The 16,739-nt window shown below is 66.8% G+C and carries 17 protein-coding genes and 1 pseudogene; 5 read left to right on the forward strand and 13 right to left on the reverse strand.

The window, feature by feature from the left end:
- Position 1 precedes the first annotated feature (1 nt).
- Both ACVWY1_RS21640 and ACVWY1_RS21645 read right to left on the reverse strand, forming a co-directional pair.
- On the reverse strand, positions 2-244 hold the full coding sequence (locus tag ACVWY1_RS21640; protein ID WP_102684267.1) for a hypothetical protein: 243 nt from the start codon (positions 242-244) through the stop codon (positions 2-4).
- Positions 241-981 carry a carbon-nitrogen hydrolase family protein gene (locus tag ACVWY1_RS21645; protein WP_277504038.1) on the reverse strand — a complete coding sequence of 247 codons (741 nt, stop codon included), beginning with the start codon at positions 979-981 and terminating at the stop codon, positions 241-243. The genes ACVWY1_RS21640 and ACVWY1_RS21645 overlap by 4 nt, the downstream gene beginning before the upstream one ends.
- 82 nt (positions 982-1,063) lie before the next feature.
- Here ACVWY1_RS21645 and ACVWY1_RS21650 point away from each other — a divergent pair, with 82 nt between their 5' ends.
- The gene (locus tag ACVWY1_RS21650; RefSeq protein ID WP_277504039.1) at positions 1,064-1,588 is read left to right on the forward strand and encodes a DUF2867 domain-containing protein; all 525 of its coding nucleotides are present in this window, start codon (positions 1,064-1,066) and stop codon (positions 1,586-1,588) included.
- Positions 1,589-1,591: 3 nt separating this feature from the next.
- Here ACVWY1_RS21650 and ACVWY1_RS21655 read toward each other — a convergent pair whose 3' ends face one another.
- Positions 1,592-2,101, reverse strand: coding sequence for a DUF3016 domain-containing protein (locus ACVWY1_RS21655; protein WP_277504040.1), 510 nt, complete (start codon positions 2,099-2,101; stop codon positions 1,592-1,594).
- Between the two features lie 74 nt (positions 2,102-2,175).
- Here ACVWY1_RS21655 and ACVWY1_RS21660 point away from each other — a divergent pair, with 74 nt between their 5' ends.
- Entirely contained in the window at positions 2,176-2,871 is a 696-nt protein-coding gene (locus tag ACVWY1_RS21660; RefSeq protein WP_198755067.1) for a metallophosphoesterase, read from the forward strand.
- On the opposite strand, the gene ACVWY1_RS21665 is transcribed toward ACVWY1_RS21660, so the two are convergent.
- Complete coding sequence (locus ACVWY1_RS21665; protein ID WP_198755068.1) at positions 2,849-3,469, reverse strand: LysE family translocator; 621 nt, start codon at positions 3,467-3,469, stop codon at positions 2,849-2,851. The genes ACVWY1_RS21660 and ACVWY1_RS21665 overlap by 23 nt on opposite strands.
- A 93-nt stretch (positions 3,470-3,562) precedes the next feature.
- Entirely contained in the window at positions 3,563-4,381 is an 819-nt protein-coding gene (locus ACVWY1_RS21670) for an AraC family transcriptional regulator (protein ID WP_457378739.1), read from the reverse strand.
- A gap of 135 nt (positions 4,382-4,516) precedes the next feature.
- On the opposite strand from ACVWY1_RS21670, the gene ACVWY1_RS21675 reads away from it, so the two are divergent.
- From ACVWY1_RS21675 to ACVWY1_RS21685, 3 genes and pseudogenes are all read left to right on the forward strand, one after another.
- Positions 4,517-5,140: a LysE family translocator gene (locus ACVWY1_RS21675; RefSeq protein ID WP_198755070.1), complete on the forward strand. Its 624-nt coding sequence runs from the start codon at positions 4,517-4,519 to the stop codon at positions 5,138-5,140.
- A gap of 523 nt (positions 5,141-5,663) precedes the next feature.
- Positions 5,664-5,903: pseudogene (locus ACVWY1_RS21680) on the forward strand (methyl-accepting chemotaxis protein); the annotation flags it as partial.
- A 54-nt stretch (positions 5,904-5,957) separates the two neighbouring features.
- Positions 5,958-6,398, forward strand: a complete 441-nt coding sequence (locus ACVWY1_RS21685; RefSeq protein WP_431197025.1) for a CZB domain-containing protein — start codon at positions 5,958-5,960, stop codon at positions 6,396-6,398.
- On the opposite strand, the gene ACVWY1_RS21690 is transcribed toward ACVWY1_RS21685, so the two are convergent.
- The 8 genes from ACVWY1_RS21690 to ACVWY1_RS21725 all read right to left on the reverse strand — a co-directional run bounded on the left by ACVWY1_RS21690 (position 6,386) and on the right by ACVWY1_RS21725 (position 16,561).
- Positions 6,386-6,661 carry a peptidylprolyl isomerase gene (locus ACVWY1_RS21690; protein WP_013972552.1) on the reverse strand — a complete coding sequence of 92 codons (276 nt, stop codon included), beginning with the start codon at positions 6,659-6,661 and terminating at the stop codon, positions 6,386-6,388. The genes ACVWY1_RS21685 and ACVWY1_RS21690 overlap by 13 nt on opposite strands.
- Positions 6,662-6,713: 52 nt before the next feature.
- Complete coding sequence (locus tag ACVWY1_RS21695; protein ID WP_277504057.1) at positions 6,714-8,663, reverse strand: acetoacetate--CoA ligase; 1,950 nt, start codon at positions 8,661-8,663, stop codon at positions 6,714-6,716.
- Positions 8,664-8,752: 89 nt separating this feature from the next.
- Positions 8,753-9,523 (reverse strand): 3-hydroxybutyrate dehydrogenase, encoded by a 771-nt coding sequence (hbdH, locus tag ACVWY1_RS21700; RefSeq protein WP_277504059.1) that lies wholly within the window; start codon positions 9,521-9,523, stop codon positions 8,753-8,755.
- 11 nt (positions 9,524-9,534) lie between these two features.
- The gene (locus tag ACVWY1_RS21705; RefSeq protein ID WP_457378740.1) at positions 9,535-10,926 is read right to left on the reverse strand and encodes a GntP family permease; all 1,392 of its coding nucleotides are present in this window, start codon (positions 10,924-10,926) and stop codon (positions 9,535-9,537) included.
- Positions 10,927-11,189: 263 nt separating this feature from the next.
- Positions 11,190-12,575: a sigma-54 interaction domain-containing protein gene (locus ACVWY1_RS21710; protein WP_457378741.1), complete on the reverse strand. Its 1,386-nt coding sequence runs from the start codon at positions 12,573-12,575 to the stop codon at positions 11,190-11,192.
- Positions 12,576-12,687: 112 nt separating this feature from the next.
- Positions 12,688-13,704 carry an ABC transporter permease gene (locus tag ACVWY1_RS21715; RefSeq protein ID WP_094009978.1) on the reverse strand — a complete coding sequence of 339 codons (1,017 nt, stop codon included), beginning with the start codon at positions 13,702-13,704 and terminating at the stop codon, positions 12,688-12,690.
- A complete protein-coding gene (locus tag ACVWY1_RS21720) occupies positions 13,704-14,762 on the reverse strand; it encodes a microcin C ABC transporter permease YejB (protein ID WP_102681940.1) in 1,059 nt (352 codons plus the stop codon). Before ACVWY1_RS21720 ends, ACVWY1_RS21715 begins: the two co-directional genes overlap by 1 nt.
- Positions 14,759-16,561: an extracellular solute-binding protein gene (locus ACVWY1_RS21725; protein ID WP_457378742.1), complete on the reverse strand. Its 1,803-nt coding sequence runs from the start codon at positions 16,559-16,561 to the stop codon at positions 14,759-14,761. The genes ACVWY1_RS21720 and ACVWY1_RS21725 overlap by 4 nt, the downstream gene beginning before the upstream one ends.
- Positions 16,562-16,739 lie beyond the last annotated feature (178 nt).

Genomic DNA, 16,739 nt, shown 5'->3' on the forward strand with positions numbered 1-16,739 from the left:
GTCAGCCGAGCCAGGCACAAAACACCGTCAACACCAGGGCCAGCACTGTGCCGGCAAACAGGCTGTAGTGGCGGTGGGCGCGGCGGGCGTGGGCCTCGACTTCGCGCAGATACTGCCCCGCAGGCGGGGCGTCCGGGCGATGGCGCAGGCCTTCGACGATATCGGCCAGGCGCCCGCGAATCAGGGTGCCCACCAGGTACCAGACACTGGCATAGCTGGCCAGGATCACCAGCGCATACTTCATGCGCACAGCTCCAGCGGCCATGCCTGGGCTGTGCCAATCGCCGTGTCGAGCAGCAGCAGGCCTGGCGCTGCATCATCGAGGCAGGCCAGCAGGTTGCCTTCGGCATCCCAGGCCGCGGACTGCCCGGCCCCCACGTACATGTCCGCAGGGCCGACGCAGTTGCTCATGATCACCGGCATGCGCAGCTGCCGGGCAACCTGCGGGTAGTGCGTCGCCCCTGCGCGGATACCTTCCTCGGTCTTGACCACGCTGACCAGGTAAAGGTCGGCGCCCTGGGCCTGGGCGTGCGCGGCGTGCTCGAGGAACATCGATTCATAGCAGATGGCCGGCGCCACCTGGTGGCTGCCGGCGGCGAACACCAGCGAGGTGCTGCCGGGCACGAAATAGTCCAGTTCGTCGTCATGCAGGCGCTGCTTGGCGTACACCAGCGGCGCCAGCTTCGGGCGCACTACCAGCATGCCGATGCGCACGCCGGCCATGGTCGGCATGGGCAGGCCGACCGCCGCCGTCACGCCGAAGCGGTCGCACGCGGCTTGCAGCGGTGCCAGTTGCGGCGAGTCGGCGGGCATGGCCAGTTGCCGGGCCAGCGTTGGTTCGTAGCCGGTCAAGGACAGTTCGGGGAACACCAGCAGTTCGGCGCCCAGGGCCGCGGCCTGTTCGATGGCGTGCAGATGGTGCGCGATGTTGGCGGCCACATCGCCTTTGATCAGGGCCAGCTGTACTGCGCAGATCTTCATGGAGTATCCGTCCTTGGCATGTCGTCGGCTGTCGAGGATACAATCGACTGCCGCTCCCTCCCAGTACCGATGTGTCGATTTCATGGACGAAAGCACAATGACCCATGCCGCCACCATACCCGCCGACTCGCTGATCGCCGCGCATGCCGCAAAGGCGGGTTTTCGCCATTGTCGGGCAATTGAGCTTGCGGACGACGGGCGGCCCGCCATGGCGCACTTCCTGCGCCTGATGACGAGCATGCCCGGCTGGATCGACATGCTGATGGTGCTGCGCAACCGCCTGGTCGTGCTGCTCGGCCTCAAGGACCTGGGGCGCCTGACCGCCATCGACCCGGCCCGCGCCCCCGGCAGCTACCAGCCCGGAGAGCGGGTGGGGATTTTCACCCTGGTGGCCAACACCGAGGATGAGGTGCTGCTGGTCGACCGCGACCAGCACCTGGACGTGCACATCGCCCTGCTGCGACGGCCGACTACCGAGGGCCGTTGCGAGGTGCTGGTGAGCACCGTGGTGCGCACGCACAATCGGCTGGGCCGCCTGTACATGCTGCCGGTAGCGCCGTTCCATCGGCTGATCGCGCCCATCGCCCTGCGCCGGCTGGCAGGGTAATGCTCAAGAGGGCGGCTGGGCGAAGCGCAGGCGGAACCAGTCGCCGAGCATGGCCTTCTCCGCATACAGCCGGTCGTTGTTGCCCAGCCGGCCGGGGCGGCTGAGGTACATCTTGTCGCTCAGGTGCTCCTGGGCCTTTAGCGCGGGCTGGCCGGGCTGTTGCAGGATGTAATCGAGGTCAATGCTGGGCCAGGTGACTTCGCGCATGAAGCGCACATCGTAAGCCTGGTTGTGCCAGGGCTCGAACTGGCCGGCCAGGTCGATGTCGCGGATGTCGATGACCAGTTGCTGGCCAGGCTGCAGGTAGCGCTGGCCGAGTTTCTGCAGGTGCTGGGTGAGGGCTTTCATCACCTGCGGGTCGGCGCCGCGAGTGTAGGCCCGGTTGTCGAGGCTGGCATCGCGGAATTTCTCGGGGTGGTCGAAACGCACCTCGACCTGCGCGGTCGAGGCGCCCTGTGCCATGCTGTCTAGTGCCAGCACCATCAGCAGGCAACTGGCCAGGGTGGTTCGCATGATGCACCTCCGGATTCGGGCGGTTTACCCGCCTACTTTACGCCGGTGCCGGGCAGAAGCAGAGGAATGATGCAATGAGTGCGTTCAAGCGGATCGCCGCCAACAGCCGTGGCCGTGACCTGGCCGTGGGCGATATCCATGGGCATTTCGAGCGCCTGCGTGACTGTCTGGAGGCCGTTGGTTTCGATCCGGTGGTCGATCGGCTGTTCAGCGTCGGTGACCTGGTCGACCGCGGGCCGGGCAGCGCACAGGCGCTGCAATGGCTGGCCGAGCCCTGGTTCCATGCGGTGCAGGGCAATCACGAGTCGCTGGCGGTCAATCACCTGCGCGGTGGCCGGGTCGACCTGGACATGTACCGGGCGGCCGGCGGCGGATGGTTCCTCGATTTGCCAAAGGCCGAGCAGGTGCGTTTCGTCGAGGTGTTCGAACACCTGCCGATCGCCTTGCAGGTCGACACGGCGGGCGGACCGGTCGGCTTGCTGCATGCCGACAGCCCATTCGACGACTGGCCCCAGCTGTGTGCGAGCCTGCTGGCCGGGGATGACCTGCAGGTGCGCGAGGTGTGCCAGTGGTCGCGCCGGCGCCTCAAGGAGGGCGACAGCCGCCCGGTCAAGGGCCTGCGCGCCTTGCTGGTAGGCCATACACCGGTGCTGGAGATCAAGGTGCTGGGCAACGTCTGGCACCTGGACACCGGCGGCTGGAGCCGCGGTCACTTCAGCCTGCTAGAACTGGACGGCCTTGAGCCGCTCAGTGCCAGGCCAGGTGCGTGAGAACAGCGCCGGCCAGCAGGATCAACATCAAGCCCGAGGCACGCTCGAGCCAGGGCAGGGCGCGAGCGAAGCGGCGCAGCACCCGCGGGTTGCCTATGGCCACGGCAATCCCCAGATCCCAGGCCAGGACGATGCCGAACATCCAGATGCCATAGCCCAGCTTGGCCCAGGTGCCGCTGCTGGCGATCATGCTCGCCAGGCTTGCATAGAACAGTGCGTTCTTCGGGTTGAGGATGCCCGAGGCGAAGCCCATGCCCAAACTGTTCAGCCAGCCACGGGCAGACGATGCCGCGCCAGGTTCGCCGTGCGTCAGGGTGGCTTGCCCGGCATGGCGCAGGAACAGTTGGCCGAGGTAGAGCAGGTAGCCACAGCCCGCCAGCTGGAGGGTGACGAACAGGGGGCTGCCATCGCGCAAAAAGGATACCCCGGTAAACGCCGCACTGATGAACACGCCGTTGGCCAGGGCGATCCCGGCACAGGCGCCACTGGCGAGCCGCCAGCCGGCGCTGGCCGAGGTGCGGGCGACCAGGAAAAAGTCCGGGCCGGGGGAGAGCAGGGCGAGGAAGTGGGCGGTGGCGACGAGCATGAACAGTTGCATGGGGGCGGGCTTCCTGGTGGAGGTAGCCGCAGTCTGTTGCTGGTGATGGGTGGAGTATTGAAGATTATTGCAGGGGGCCGCTGTGCGGTGATGTCAGTGCTTCAGTGCCGCCCGGTAGGCCCCGGGTGTCACCCCGACATGCGCCTTGAACACCCGCTGGAAGTGGCTCTGATCGGCAAAGCCCAGGTTATAGGCCACCTCCGCCAGCGCCTGCCCCTGGCGCAACAGACTCCGGGCCTTGTTCACCCGCGCGTTGAGCAGGCAGGCGTGAGGGGTCATGCCGGTAGCGACGCTGAACGCCCGTATTAACTGGTAGCGCCCCATGCCGGCCTGGCGCGCCAGGCGCTCCAGGCTCAGTTCGGCCAGGTCCTGCTCCTGGGCGTGCTCCAACAGTTCGCGCAGTGTCGACGGCGGCAATGGTGGCGCCGGCAGCAAGGCTGGGTGCATGGAGAAATCATGTTCGCCGATGAAGGCCACCAACGCCGCCTCTTTCTCGAAGGTTGCCGCCGGTGAAAACAGCAACCTGTTCAGCGCGCAGAACTGCCGGTACAGCGCTTGCGAGCGAATGACCCGGGCCACGGCACTGGGCTCGCCTGCGGCAACGCCGGATTCGAGGCGTAGCTTACGCAGCCACTCGGCATCCAGGTGCAGCATCTGGTAGCTCCAGGCCTGTCCCGGTTGCGGGTTGCAGGCATGCACCCGCTGCGCCGGCACGAACACCAGGGTACCCGGCGTCAAGCGCTCCTCACCGCGGGCGGCGCCGGTGAAGCGGCTGCTGCCGGCATCCACTGCGCCGATGGAAAAGCTGGGGTGGCTATGGGCCTTGTAGCAGGCGCGGCTATGGCAGGCGCGCCGGCTCTCGACGTACGGCATGGCCGGTTCGTACCAGATTTCGCTGCTCGGGCGGGTCATGGCGAGGTGCCTTGAGACGTACGGAGGGCGCCAGTCTAGCGCCTGGCAGCTGTTCCGGCCATTTGCCGCGCCACTGTGCTTGACGGGCCTGCCCGCCAGGCGCGACGCTGCGCCGGTCCCTGCCGGAGAACAAGAATGGACCTGTCGAGCCTGCTGCTGTTCATCCCCGCCTGTTTCGCCCTGAACATGGCGCCGGGCCCCAACAACCTGCTGTCCCTGCACAATGCCAGCCGCTATGGCCTGCGCACCGCCTGTGTGGCCGGTGCCGGGCGCCTGCTCGCCTTCAGCGGCATGATCGCCCTGGCCGCGATGGGCCTGGCCGTGGTGCTGCACACCAGCGAGTACCTGTTCCTGGCGATCAAGGTGCTGGGCGCGGGTTACCTGTTCTATATCGCCTGGCAGCTGTGGCGGGCACCGGTCGGCGAGGCGGCGGTGGCCGGCGAGCAGCCTCGCGGCACCTGGAAGCTGGCGCGCCAGGAGTTCTGGGTGGCGGCGGGCAATCCGAAGGCAATACTCATCTTCACCGCGTTCCTGCCGCAGTTCGTCACCGTGGGCAGCGTTACCCCGGTCAGCGAACAATTCCTGCGCCTGGGCGTGTTGTTCCTGTTGCTGGAGTGGGCGGCCATCGCCATTTATGCGGGGCTAGGCGCGTATTTGCAGCGCTGGTTCGAACGGCCCGGGCCACGGCGCATGTTCAACCGGGTCAGCGCCTCGCTGCTGGGGTGCGCGGGGCTTGGCCTGCTGGCGGCCCGTCGCTGATCCGCTGTTTTCCCTCGCAGCTGAGTATTGCCGCGCTTTGCGCTTGCTGAGACCTTTCCATGTTTCTGCCCGGAGCTTTTTCGCCGGGTGACAAGCGGTGGGTCTACCCCGGGAGCGTGGTGTGAAGTGGTGGAGCAAGGCAGGTCGGCAAGACCCGCAGATCAAGGAGCTGAACGTCGCCCTGGAGCATTCCCGTTCACAGTTGGCGGCATCTGAGCAGCGCGTCCGTGAGGCGGAATCGAGGGCGGCGGAACTGGCACGGGAGAACCAGGTGCTCGCCCATCTGGCCGCTAACCTCTCGGCGTTCTCGCATTCCCTGGAAATGACCCAGACCTCGTTCGCCAGCCTCGCCCACAGCATGGAGCAGGAACGGCAGTACGCCATCCGCATCCAGGGTATCGCCAGCAGCAACCAGGCCAGTATCGACGTGATCGCGACCAATCTCGAGCAACTGGCCGATGCCTCCGGCGAAGCGTCGGAGAAGGTCGGCAGGCTCGATCATCAGGCCCAGCAGGTCGGCGGTGTGCTGGAGATCATCCGCGAGGTAGCGGACCAGACCAATTTGCTCGCGTTGAACGCGGCCATCGAGGCGGCGCGGGCGGGAGATGCCGGGCGCGGCTTTGCCGTGGTGGCCGACGAGGTCAGGACCCTGGCCAGGCGCACCGCAGACGCCACCGCCGAGATCGGCACGCTGGTCTCGGCGATTCGTGCCGACAGTGCGCAAAGCCGTGGGCATATCGCCAGCCTGGCCGAGCATTCGTCGTCATACAGCGGTGTTGGCCAGTCCGCGGCCAGTACCATGCGCCAGTTGCTCGACATGTCGACGGTGGCCGAAGGATCGGCATCGGTGTCGGCGCTGCGCAGCTTCTGCGAGCTGGCCAAGCTCGATCACCTGATCTACAAGTTCCGTGTCTACAAGGTGTTGTTCGGGGTCTCGCAGGAGCGCGGCTCGGACTTTACCGACCATACCCACTGCCGCCTGGGCAAGTGGTATCGCGAGGGGGACGGGGCCCTGCACTATGCGCATCTTGCAGGGTACAAGGATATCGACGCGCCCCATGCCGCCGTGCACCGCTGTGCATTCGACGCCATCGATGCCCATGCCGGCGGCGATACCGCAGCGATGCTCAAGGCGGTGGCCGAGATGGAGAGTGCCAGCCTTGCCGTGCAGGAGGGTTTGGAGCGCGTGGTCGCCAGTGGCGAGCAATCGCCTTCGTTGTTGCAGAGACGGCGCGAGAGCGAGGCTCAGTCGCGATAGAAAGTCTGCACAAGGTGATAGCCGAACTTGCTCTTGATCGGTCCGTGGACCACGCGCAGGGGCTTCTTGAAGATCACCTGGTCGATGGCGCCGACCATCTGGCCGGGACGTATTTCACCCAGGTCGCCGCCGCGCTTGCCGGACGGGCAGGTGGAAAATTTCTTCGCCAGCACGTCGAAAGCCTCGCCGTTGGCGATGCGCTGCTTGAGCTTTTCGGCTTCGTCAGCGGTCTTGACCAGGATGTGGCGGGCTTGGGCTTTCATGGGGTTACCTGTGCTTCGGGGCAAAAGGGCGACATTATGCCTGATGTCGCCATCAGCGTAACTCCGGGCGGTCACGGAACTGCTGCAGCGCCTCGGGGTTGGCCAGGGCGTCGGTGTTCTTCACCGGCCGGCCATGCACCACGTCGCGGATCGCCAGCTCCACCAGCTTGCCGCTGAGGGTGCGCGGGATGTCGCTGACCTGGACGATCACCGCCGGCACATGACGCGGCGTGGCGTACTGGCGAATCACCTGGCGGATACGCAGGCTGAGCGCTTCGTCGAGCTGCAGACCGTCGCGCAGGCGCACGAACAGCACCACGCGCACATCGTCATGCCAGTCCTGGCCGATGGCCACGCTTTCCAGTACCTCCCCGACCTTTTCCACCTGGCGGTAGATCTCGGCGGTGCCGATACGCACGCCGCCGGGATTGAGCACGGCGTCGGAGCGGCCATGGATGATCAGCCCGCCGCCAGGCACCTGCTCGGCGTAGTCGCCCTGGCACCAGACACCTTCGAACTGGCTGAAGTACGCGTCGTGGTAGCGCTGACCGTCAGCGTCGCCCCAGAAACCGAGCGGCATGGAGGGGAAGGGATGCACGCAGACCAACTCGCCTTTCGCGCCGCTGATCGGCTGACGCCTTTCGTCCCAGACTTCCACCGCCATGCCCAGGCCCTTGCCGGCAATCTCGCCACGGCGCACCGGCAGCAGCGGGTTGCCGGCCACGAAGCAGGCGACGATATCGGTGCCACCGGACATCGAGGCCAGGCACACGTCGGCCTTTACCTTGGTGTAGACATAGTCGTAGCTGTGGGGCGACAGCGGCGATCCTGTGGAAAGGATCAGGCGCAGGCTGCCCAGGACATGGGATTTCGCAGGTTCCACAGCGGCCTGCTCCAGGGCGGCGAGGTATTTGGGGCTGGTGCCGAAGGCGCGGATGCCTTCGGCGTCGATCAGGTCGAGCAGGCGCTCGGGCCCTGGGTGAAACGGCGAACCGTCATACAGCACCAGGGTGGCGCCGACCGCCAGCCCGCTGGCCAGCCAGTTCCACATCATCCAGCCACAGGTGGTGTAGTAGAACAGCACATCGTCGGCCTTGAGGTCGTTGTGCAGGCCGTGTTCCTTGAGGTGCTGCAACAGCACGCCGCCAGCGCGGTGGACGATGCACTTGGGCACGCCGGTGGTGCCGCTGGAATACAGGATATAGAGCGGGTGATCGAAGGGCAGCGCGGCGAAGGTCGGCGTCCCGCCGGGCGTGAAGAAGTCGGCCCACAGGGTCGTCGGCTTGCCGGTGAACTCATCGGCGCGGGTCTGCGGCCGGGTATGCGGCACAACCAGCAACTGCTCGACGCTCGGTAGCTGGGCCACGACCTGGTTGATCTTCTCCACCTGGTCGATGACCTTCCCGTCATATTGATAACCGGCGCAGGCCAGCAGCAGCCGGGGCGCGATCTGGCCGAAGCGATCGATGATGCCGTGGCTGCCGAACTCCGGCGAGCAACTGGACCAGACTGCGCCGAGGCTGGTGGCGGCGAGCATGCCCACCAGGGTTTCCCAGGTGTTGGGCATGACTGCGGCGACCCGATCACCCGGCGCGATCCCGGCCTGGCGAAAAGCCTGCTGCAAGCCGGCGACCTGCGCGGCCAGTTGATTGTGGGTGAGGCTGTGGCGGCCGCCGTCCTCGCGCACGGCCACCACGGCCGGGCGGTCGTCGTGGCGCTGCAGCAGGTGTTCGGCGAAATTCAGGGTGGCGCCGCGGAACCAGCGCGCGTCGGCCATGTGTTCGCCTTCCTCGAGGATGCTCGAAGGCGGCGTGTGCCACTGCACATGGAAGTACTCGGCGAGGGTCTGCCAGAACTGCGGGCGCTGCTCGACGCTCCAGCGGTGCAGGGCGGCGTAGTCGTCGAGCTGAAGGTTGAAGCGCCGGTTGACGCGACGACGGAAGGCGTCCATCCGGCTGGCTTCGATCTGGGTGGTGGTGGGGCGCCAGAGTACGTCGTTCATGCCGGAAGTCTCGGTCAGGGCTGAGAGTGGTGTCGCGGTGCGAGCCCGCTCCTGTACAGGAGCGGGTTTGTCTTGTTCCACTCTAGTCTTTACTGGGCGAGCCAGCCGCCATCGACGTTCCAGGCGGCGCCACGGACCTGGCTACCGGCCTCGCTGCACAGGAACAGTACCAGTTCGCCCAGGTGCCGGGGCGTGACGAAGGCCAGGGAGGGCTGCTTCTCAGCCAGCAGGTCGTGTTGCGCCTGCTGTGCATCGCCATCGCTGGCGGCGCGGTCATCGATCTGTTTCTGCACCAGCGGTGTCAGTACCCACCCCGGGCAGATGGCGTTGCAGGTGACGTTGCTGGTGGCGGTCTCCAGGCCGATCACCTTGGTCAGGCCGACCACGCCATGCTTGGCGGCCACGTAGGCGGCCTTGCCGGTGGAGCCCACCAGGCCGTGCACCGAGGCGATATTGACGATCCGCCCCCAGCCGCGCGCTCGCATGCCTGGCAACACCAGGCGGCTGCCATGGAACACCGCCGAGAGGTTCAGCGCGATGATCTTGTCCCAGGCCTCCACCGGAAACTGCTCGACCGGCGCCACATGCTGGATGCCGGCATTGTTGACGAGGATGTCGACCGCGCCGAACTCGCGTTCGGCCAGGGCGAACATCTGCTCGATCTGTGCGACGTCGGACAGGTCGGCGGGATGATGGGCGACCTTGACCCCGAACCGCCTGATCTCGGCGATGGCCGCGGCCGGGTCGCCGAAACCGTTGAGCAGGATGTCGGCGCCGGCCTCGGCCAGCACCTGGGCTATTCCCAAGCCAATGCCGCTGGTGGAACCGGTGACCAGTGCGGTCTTGCCTTTGAGCGTCATGCCTTTCTCCTTCATACGATGCCGGTGGCGTAGAACGTGGCGATGACCACGAACACGGCCAGGGTCTTGATCAGGGTAATACCGAAAATGTCCTTGTAGGCTTCGCGGTGGGTCAGCCCGGTGACCGCCAGCAAGGTGATCACCGCGCCATTGTGCGGCAGGGTGTCCATGCCGCCGCTGGCCATGGCGGCGACCCGGTGCAGCACCTCCAGCGGGATGTTGGCGGCGTTGGCGGCGGCGATGAAACTGTCGCTCATGGCGGCCAGGGCGATGCTCATGCCGCCGGAGGCGGAGCCGGTGATGCCGGCCAGCAGGGTGACGGTGATGGCCTCGTTGACCAGCGGGTTGGGGATGCCGCGCAGGGCGTCGGCCAGTACCAGGAAGCCAGGCAGCGAGGCGATCACGGCGCCGAAGCCGTATTCCGAGGCCGTGTTCATCGCCGCCAGCAGGGCGCCGCTGACCGCGCTCTTGGTGCCTTCGGCCAGGCGTTGGCGAATAGTGCCGAAGGCGCAGGCCAGCACCATCAGGATGCCCACCAGCAACGCCGCCTGCACTGCCCAGATTGCCGTCAGCTTGGCCACGTCGCTCTGCACCGGCGTGGCCATGCCCGGCAGTTGCAGGGTGTGGCTGGTGCCGTACCACTGCGGGATCCAGTGGGTGAACAGCAGGTTCATCACGCCTACCAGAAGCAGCGGCGCCAGGGCGAGCCAGGGATTGGGCAGGGCGATGTCGTCGGCGGTCTCCGGTTCGTTGCGCAGGTTGCTGCCATAGCCTTCGCCCTTGCGCCGGGCCTTGTTGCGCTGGCGTTGCAGGTAGAGCATGCCGGCGCTGAACACGAACAACGTGCCGATCAGGCCCAGCCAGGGCGCGGCCCACGCGGTGGTGTTGAAGAAAGTGCTGGGGATGATGTTCTGGATCTGCGGGGTGCCGGGCAGGGCGTCCATGGTGAAGGAGAACGCGCCCAGGGCGATGGTCGCCGGGATCAGCCGCTTGGGGATGTCGCTCTGGCGGAACATCTCGGCGGCGAACGGGTACACCGCGAACACCACCACGAACAGCGACACGCCGCCGTAGGTGAGCAGGGCGCAGACCAGCACGATCACCAGCATCGCCTGGCGAGTGCCGAGCAGGCGGATGGCGGCGGCGACGATCGAGCGCGAGAAGCCCGACAGCTCGATCAGCTTGCCGAACACCGCGCCGAGCAGGAACACCGGGAAGTAGAGCTTGATGAAGCCGACCATTTTCTCCATGAACACCCCGGTGAAGGCCGGGGCCACGGCGGCGGGGTCGGTGAGCAGCACCGCGCCAAGGGCGGCAATGGGGGCGAAGAGGATCACGCTGTAGCCGCGGTAGGCAGCGAGCATCAGCAGGGCCAGGGCGGCCAGGGCGATGAGCACGGTCATCCTAAGGGGATCTCCAACTGTTGTTTTTATGGTTGGAATGCATTTAGCGGAAATCGTGCCAAGTTCTTAAGTCATTGAAATTATGGGTTTTTCTTGTTGCCCTGAAATTCAGTGTCTCTGATTTGAGAAAGTGGGACCGCGCCGCGGCCATCGCCGGCAAGCCGGATCCCACAGTTGATCGCGGTATGCCCCTGTGGGACCCGCTTGCCGGCGATCAAGGGCGAAGCCATGGTGGCCATCTCATAAAAGAGATGAACGTCTCATTATTGAGACTCGATTTCCAGCGCCGCCATCTTCTTGTACAGCGTCGACCGTCCCAGGCCCAATGCCTGCGCCGCCTCCGGCACATTTCCGGCGCTGCGCGCCAAGGCATCGACAATCAATCCGCGCTCGAACTGGGCGCACGCCTGGCGGTAATCCAGCGCTGGTGCGGCCAATGCCACCGGGCTCAACGGCCCCAGCGCGTTCGCCAGGTCATGCACGCCCAGTCGCGGCTGGTCCGCCAGCAGGGTCGCCCGCTCCAGTACGTTGCGCAGCTCACGGATATTCCCCGGCCAGGCATGGCGCCCCAACAACGCCTGGGCCTCGGCCTCCAGCTCGTACTGGCTGCCCAGTTCGACGAGGATCGCCTCGCACAGCGCCGGCAGGTCCTCCAGGCGTTCGCGCAGCGGTGGCACCTGCACCGGCAGCACGTTCAGCCGGTAGTACAGGTCGGCGCGGAACGCACCCCGGGCCATGGCCGCCTGCAGGTCGATGGAGGTGGCGGCGATGATCCGCACGTCGCTGCGCAGCATCTGGTTGCTGCCCACCGGCTCGTATTCCTTCTCCTGCAATACGCGCAGCAGTTTGCTTTGCAGGGTCAGCGGCATGTCGCCGATCTCGTCGAGAAACAGCGTGCCGCCCTCGGCCAGTTGCAGCTTGCCGTTGCGGCCCTTGCGGTCGGCGCCGGTGAAGGCGCCTGGGGCGGTGCCGAAGAACTCGGCCTCGAGCAGTGCCTCGGGGATCGCCGCGCTGTTGATGCTGACGAAGGCTTTGCGCGCGCGGGCCGAGGCGGCATGAATGGCGTGGGCCAGCAGTTCCTTGCCGGTGCCGGTCTCGCCCAGCAACAGCACCGGCGAGTCGCTGCCGGCCCCACGCCGGGCGCGGCGCTTGGCCTCGAGGCAGGCGGGGCTGCTGCCGACGAACTGGGCAAAGCTGTAGCGGGCCTGGCGCGCGCGCAGTTGCGAGCGGGTCGAGGCCAGTTCCTGCTGCATGCTGGCGAAGCGCTTGAGCAGCGGCGACAGGCTGCGCAGCTCGTCGAACAGGGCGAAGCCAATGGCGCCGATCAGCGCGCCCTGGTCGTCGTGGATCGGCAGGCGCATCACCACCAGCGGTTCGTTCGGTGTGTCGAGCATATCCAGCAGGATCGGCTTGCCGTTGCTCACCACCTCACGCATGAGGCTGCCGGGGATCACCGCCTCGCACGGTTTGCCGATGGCGCTGGCGGCGTCCTCCAGGCCGAAGCGGCGGGCATAGCGCTCGTTCATCCAGACGATGCGCGCCTGGCGGTCGACGATCACCGTGCCTTCGCTGGATTGCTCGATGATCTCGAACAGCGAGCGGATGGCCAGTTGGCGGACCTGGGGGTAGTCCTTGAGGTTGTCGTGCATGCATTGGCCTTGGGTTGGACGTGAAGGCCTCATCGCCGGCAAGCCGGCTCCCACAGAGCTAGCGCGAACCCTGTGGGAGCCGGCTTGCCGGCGATGAGGCCGGTACAAGCGATCACCGGCGCGGGTCGAACGCCTCGCGCAGCGCATCGCCGATGAATACCAGCAACGACAGGATCAGCGCCAGGGCAAAGAACGCGGTGAAGCCCAACCATGGCGCCTCGAGGTGCTGCTTGCCCTGGGTCACCAGCTCGCCCAGCGAGGCGCTGCCGGCGGGCATGCCGAAGCCGAGGAAGTCCAGCGCGGTCAGGGTGGTGATCGCCCCGGTAAGCATGAACGGTACGTAGGTCAGGGTCGCGTTGAGGGCGTTGGGCAGGATATGCCGCAGCATCACCTGGGTGTCGGAAAGCCCCAGTGCCCGGGCGGCCTTGACGTATTCCAGGTTGCGCCCACGAAGGAACTCGGCGCGCACCACATCCACCAGGGTCAGCCAGGAGAACAGCGCCATGATCCCCAGCAACCACCAGAAATCCGGCTCGACGAACCCCGACAGGATGATCAGCAGGTACAGCACCGGCAACCCCGACCACACCTCCAGCAGGCGCTGGCCGAGCAGGTCGACCCAGCCGCCGTGGTAGCCCTGCAGGGCGCCAGCCGTCACGCCGATCAGCACGCTGAGCAACGTCAGGGCGAAGGCAAACAATAGTGAGACCCGCGTGCCATACAGCACCCGCGCCAGCACGTCGCGGCCCTGGTCGTCGGTGCCCAGCCAGTTGCTCGTGCTGGGCGGGCTGGGGGTGGGCACCTGCAGGTCGTAGTTGGGGGTGTCGGCGCTGAACGGGATCGGCGCGAAGAGCATCCAGCCACCCTGGCCCTCGATCAGCTGGCGCACGTACTGGCTGCGGTAGTCGGGTTGGAACGGCAGTTGCCCGCCGAACTGCTGCTCGGTGTAACGCTTGAGCGCCGGGGTGTACAGCTCGCCCTGGTAGCCGAGCAGCAAGGGCTTGTCATTGGCCACCAGCTCCGCGCCCAGGCTCAGCAGCAACAGCCCGGCGAACAGCCACAGCGAAATCCAGCCGCGGCGGTTGTCACGGAAGCGTCGCAGCCGGCGCCGGGCGATGGGCGAGAACATCAGTGGCCCCTCGCGTCGAAGTCGATGCGCGGGTCGAGCACCGTGTAGCACAGGTCGCCCAGCAGGCGGATCAGCAGCCCGGCCAGGGTAAAGATGAACAGGGTGCCGAACACCACCGGGTAGTCCCGCGACACCGCCGCCTCGTAGCTCATGCGCCCCAGGCCATCGAGGGAGAAGATCACCTCGATCAGCAGGGAACCTGCGAAGAACACCGTGATCAGCGCCTGGGGCAGGCCGGCTACCACCAGCAACATGGCGTTGCGCAGCACATGGCCATACAACACGCGCCGTTCGCTCAGGCCCTTGGCCCGGGCGGTGACCACGTACTGGCGGGCGATCTCGTCGAGGAAGGCGTTCTTGGTCAGCAGGGTCAGGGTGGCGAAGCCACCGATCACCAGGGCGCCGACCGGCAGCACCAGGTGCCAGAAGTAGTCGGCGACCTTGCCCAGCAAGCTGAGCTGGTCGAAATCGTCGGAGACCAGGCCGCGCACCGGGAACCAGTTGAGCGAGGTGCCGCCGGCGAACAGCACGATCAGCAGCAGGGCGAACAGGAACGAGGGCAGGGCGTAGCCGATCACGATCAGCGCGCTGCTCCAGGCATCGAAGCGGCTGCCATGACGCACCGCCTTGCGGATGCCCAGGGGGATCGACACCAGGTAGGTGATCAGCGTGGCCCAAAAACCCAGCGACAGGGTCACCGGCAGTTTCTCAACGATCAGCTCGGTGACCTTGGCACCGCGGAAGAAGCTCTGGCCGAAGTCCAGCCGCGCATATTGGCCAAGCATCAGCCATAGCCGTTCCGGGGCGGACTTGTCGAAGCCGTACTGGCGCTTGATTTCCTCGATCAGCTTGGGGTCCAGGCCACGGGTGGCGCGGGATTCGCCCTGCACCGCCTCGACCCGTGCACCAGGCGCGCCGCCGCCGATACCCTGCAGGCGCGCCACGGCCTGTTCCACCGGCCCGCCGGGCGCGGCCTGGACGATGGCGAAGTTCACCAGCAGGATCGCCAGCAGTGTGGGGATGATCAGCAGCAGGCGGCGCAGGATGTAGGTGGTCATGGCGCGTTCCCCAGGCGCTCGGCCATCTGCTGTGTGGTCAGTGCCCGTGGGCTGACTTCCCACCAGGTGTCCAGGCCTTCGTCATAGGCCGCCTGCACCTTGGGCAGGCCGAAGCGGTTCCACCACACCGTCGAGCTGCCAGGCGGGTAGTAGTTGGGGATCCAGTAGTAGTTCCATTGCAGCACCCGGTCCAGGGCGCGGGCGTGGCGCAGCATGTCGGCCTGGCTGTTGGCGCGCACCAGGCCGTCGAGCAGGCGGTCCACCGCCGGGTCCTTGAGCACCATCAGGTTGTTCGAGCCGGGGTCGTTGGCCGCTGCGGAGCCGAAATAGTTGTACTGCTCGCTGCCCGGCGACAGGGTCACCGGGTAACCGGTGACGATCATGTCGTAGTCGCGGGCCATCACGCGGTTGACGTACTGGGCGGCGTCGACGTTGCGGATGTTCAGCTCGACGCCGATCTGCGCCAGGTTGCGCTTCCACGGCAGCAGCAGGCGCTCCAGGCCCGACTGGCCATTGAGGAAGGTGAAGCTCAGCGGCTGGCCCTGGGCATTGACCAGGCGATCGCCCTGGGGATGCCAACCGGCGTCCTGCAGCAAGGCCAGGGCCTGCAGCTGCTGCTGGCGGATGATGCCGGAGCCGTCGGTGACCGGTGCACTGAACACCTGACTGAACACTTCATCCGGCACCTGGCCGCGCAGCGGCTCGAGCAGCTTGAGCTCCCCGGTGTCGGGCAGGGCGCGGGCAGCCAGTGGCGTGTTGGCGTACAGGCTCTGCTGGCGGATGTACAGGTTGCGCATCATCTGCCGGTTGCTCCACTCGAAATCCCAGAGCATGGCCAGGGCCTGGCGCACGCGGCGGTCCTTGAACTGCGGCTGGTCCAGGTTGAACACGAAGCCCTGGGCGATCTGCGGCTTGGCCGGGCCCAGGTGGGCGCGGCGCAGGCGCCCGTCATCCAGTGCCGCGCCGTTGTAGCCGAGGGTGTAGGCGGTGGCGGAGTACTCGCGGTTGTAGTCGTAGCCACCGCCCTTGAGTACCTGGCGGGCCACTTCGGTGTCGCCGAAGAATTCGACGCTGATGCGGGCGAAGTTGTACAGCCCGCGGGCGACCGGCAGGTCCCGCGCCCACCAGTTCGCATCGCGCTCGAAGGTGATGCTGCGGCCGTTGTCGATCCTGCCGATGCGATAGGGGCCGCTGCCCACGGGCTTGTCGAAGCCGGCGCCGTTGGCGAAGTCGCGCTGGCGCCAGTCATGCTCGGGCAGCACCGGCAGGCCGGCCAGCTCCAGCGGCAGGGTGCGGCCATGGGGCTGCTTGAAGTCGAAGCGCACCTGGCGTGGGCCTTCGACGGTGACCCCGGCGACATCAGTGAACTGGGTGCGGAACTTGAGGCTGCCGTGGCTCATGAGCAGGTCGTAGCTGAAGCGTACGTCCTCGGCGCGCACCGGCTTGCCGTCGGCGAAGGTGGCGCGTGGGTCGAGGTAGAAGCGCAACCAGGCGTCGTCGGGGCCGCGCTCCAGGCGTTGGGCGATCAGGCCGTAGACGGTGTAGGGCTCGTCGAGCGAACGCATGGCCAGCGGCGCGTACAGCCAGCCGTCTACCTGGCTGACGCCGATGCCTTTGTCGATATAGGGCAGGATATGGTCGAACTGGCCGATCTCGATGGCCGAGCGGCGCAGGCTGCCGCCCTTGGGGGCGTCAGGGTTGACGTAGTCGAAGTGATGGAAGTTCGCGGGGTAGCGGGGGGCTTCACCGTAGACGGTGAGGGCGTGGGTGGGCGCGGCGTGGGCTGACAAGGACAACATCAGGTACAGGCAACTTGTCAGCACACCGCCAAGTCTGACATGGGAGCGGGTATCGTGGGAGCGGGGGGGGGGGGGGGGGGGGGGGGGCGGGGGGGGCGCCCCCCCCCCCCCCCCCCCCCCCCCCGGCAGCCCCGGGCCCGGGCGCACCCCCCCCCCCCCACCCCAAGCGCCACCGGGC

It is taken from the genome of Pseudomonas sp. TE6288, assembly GCF_054062095.1.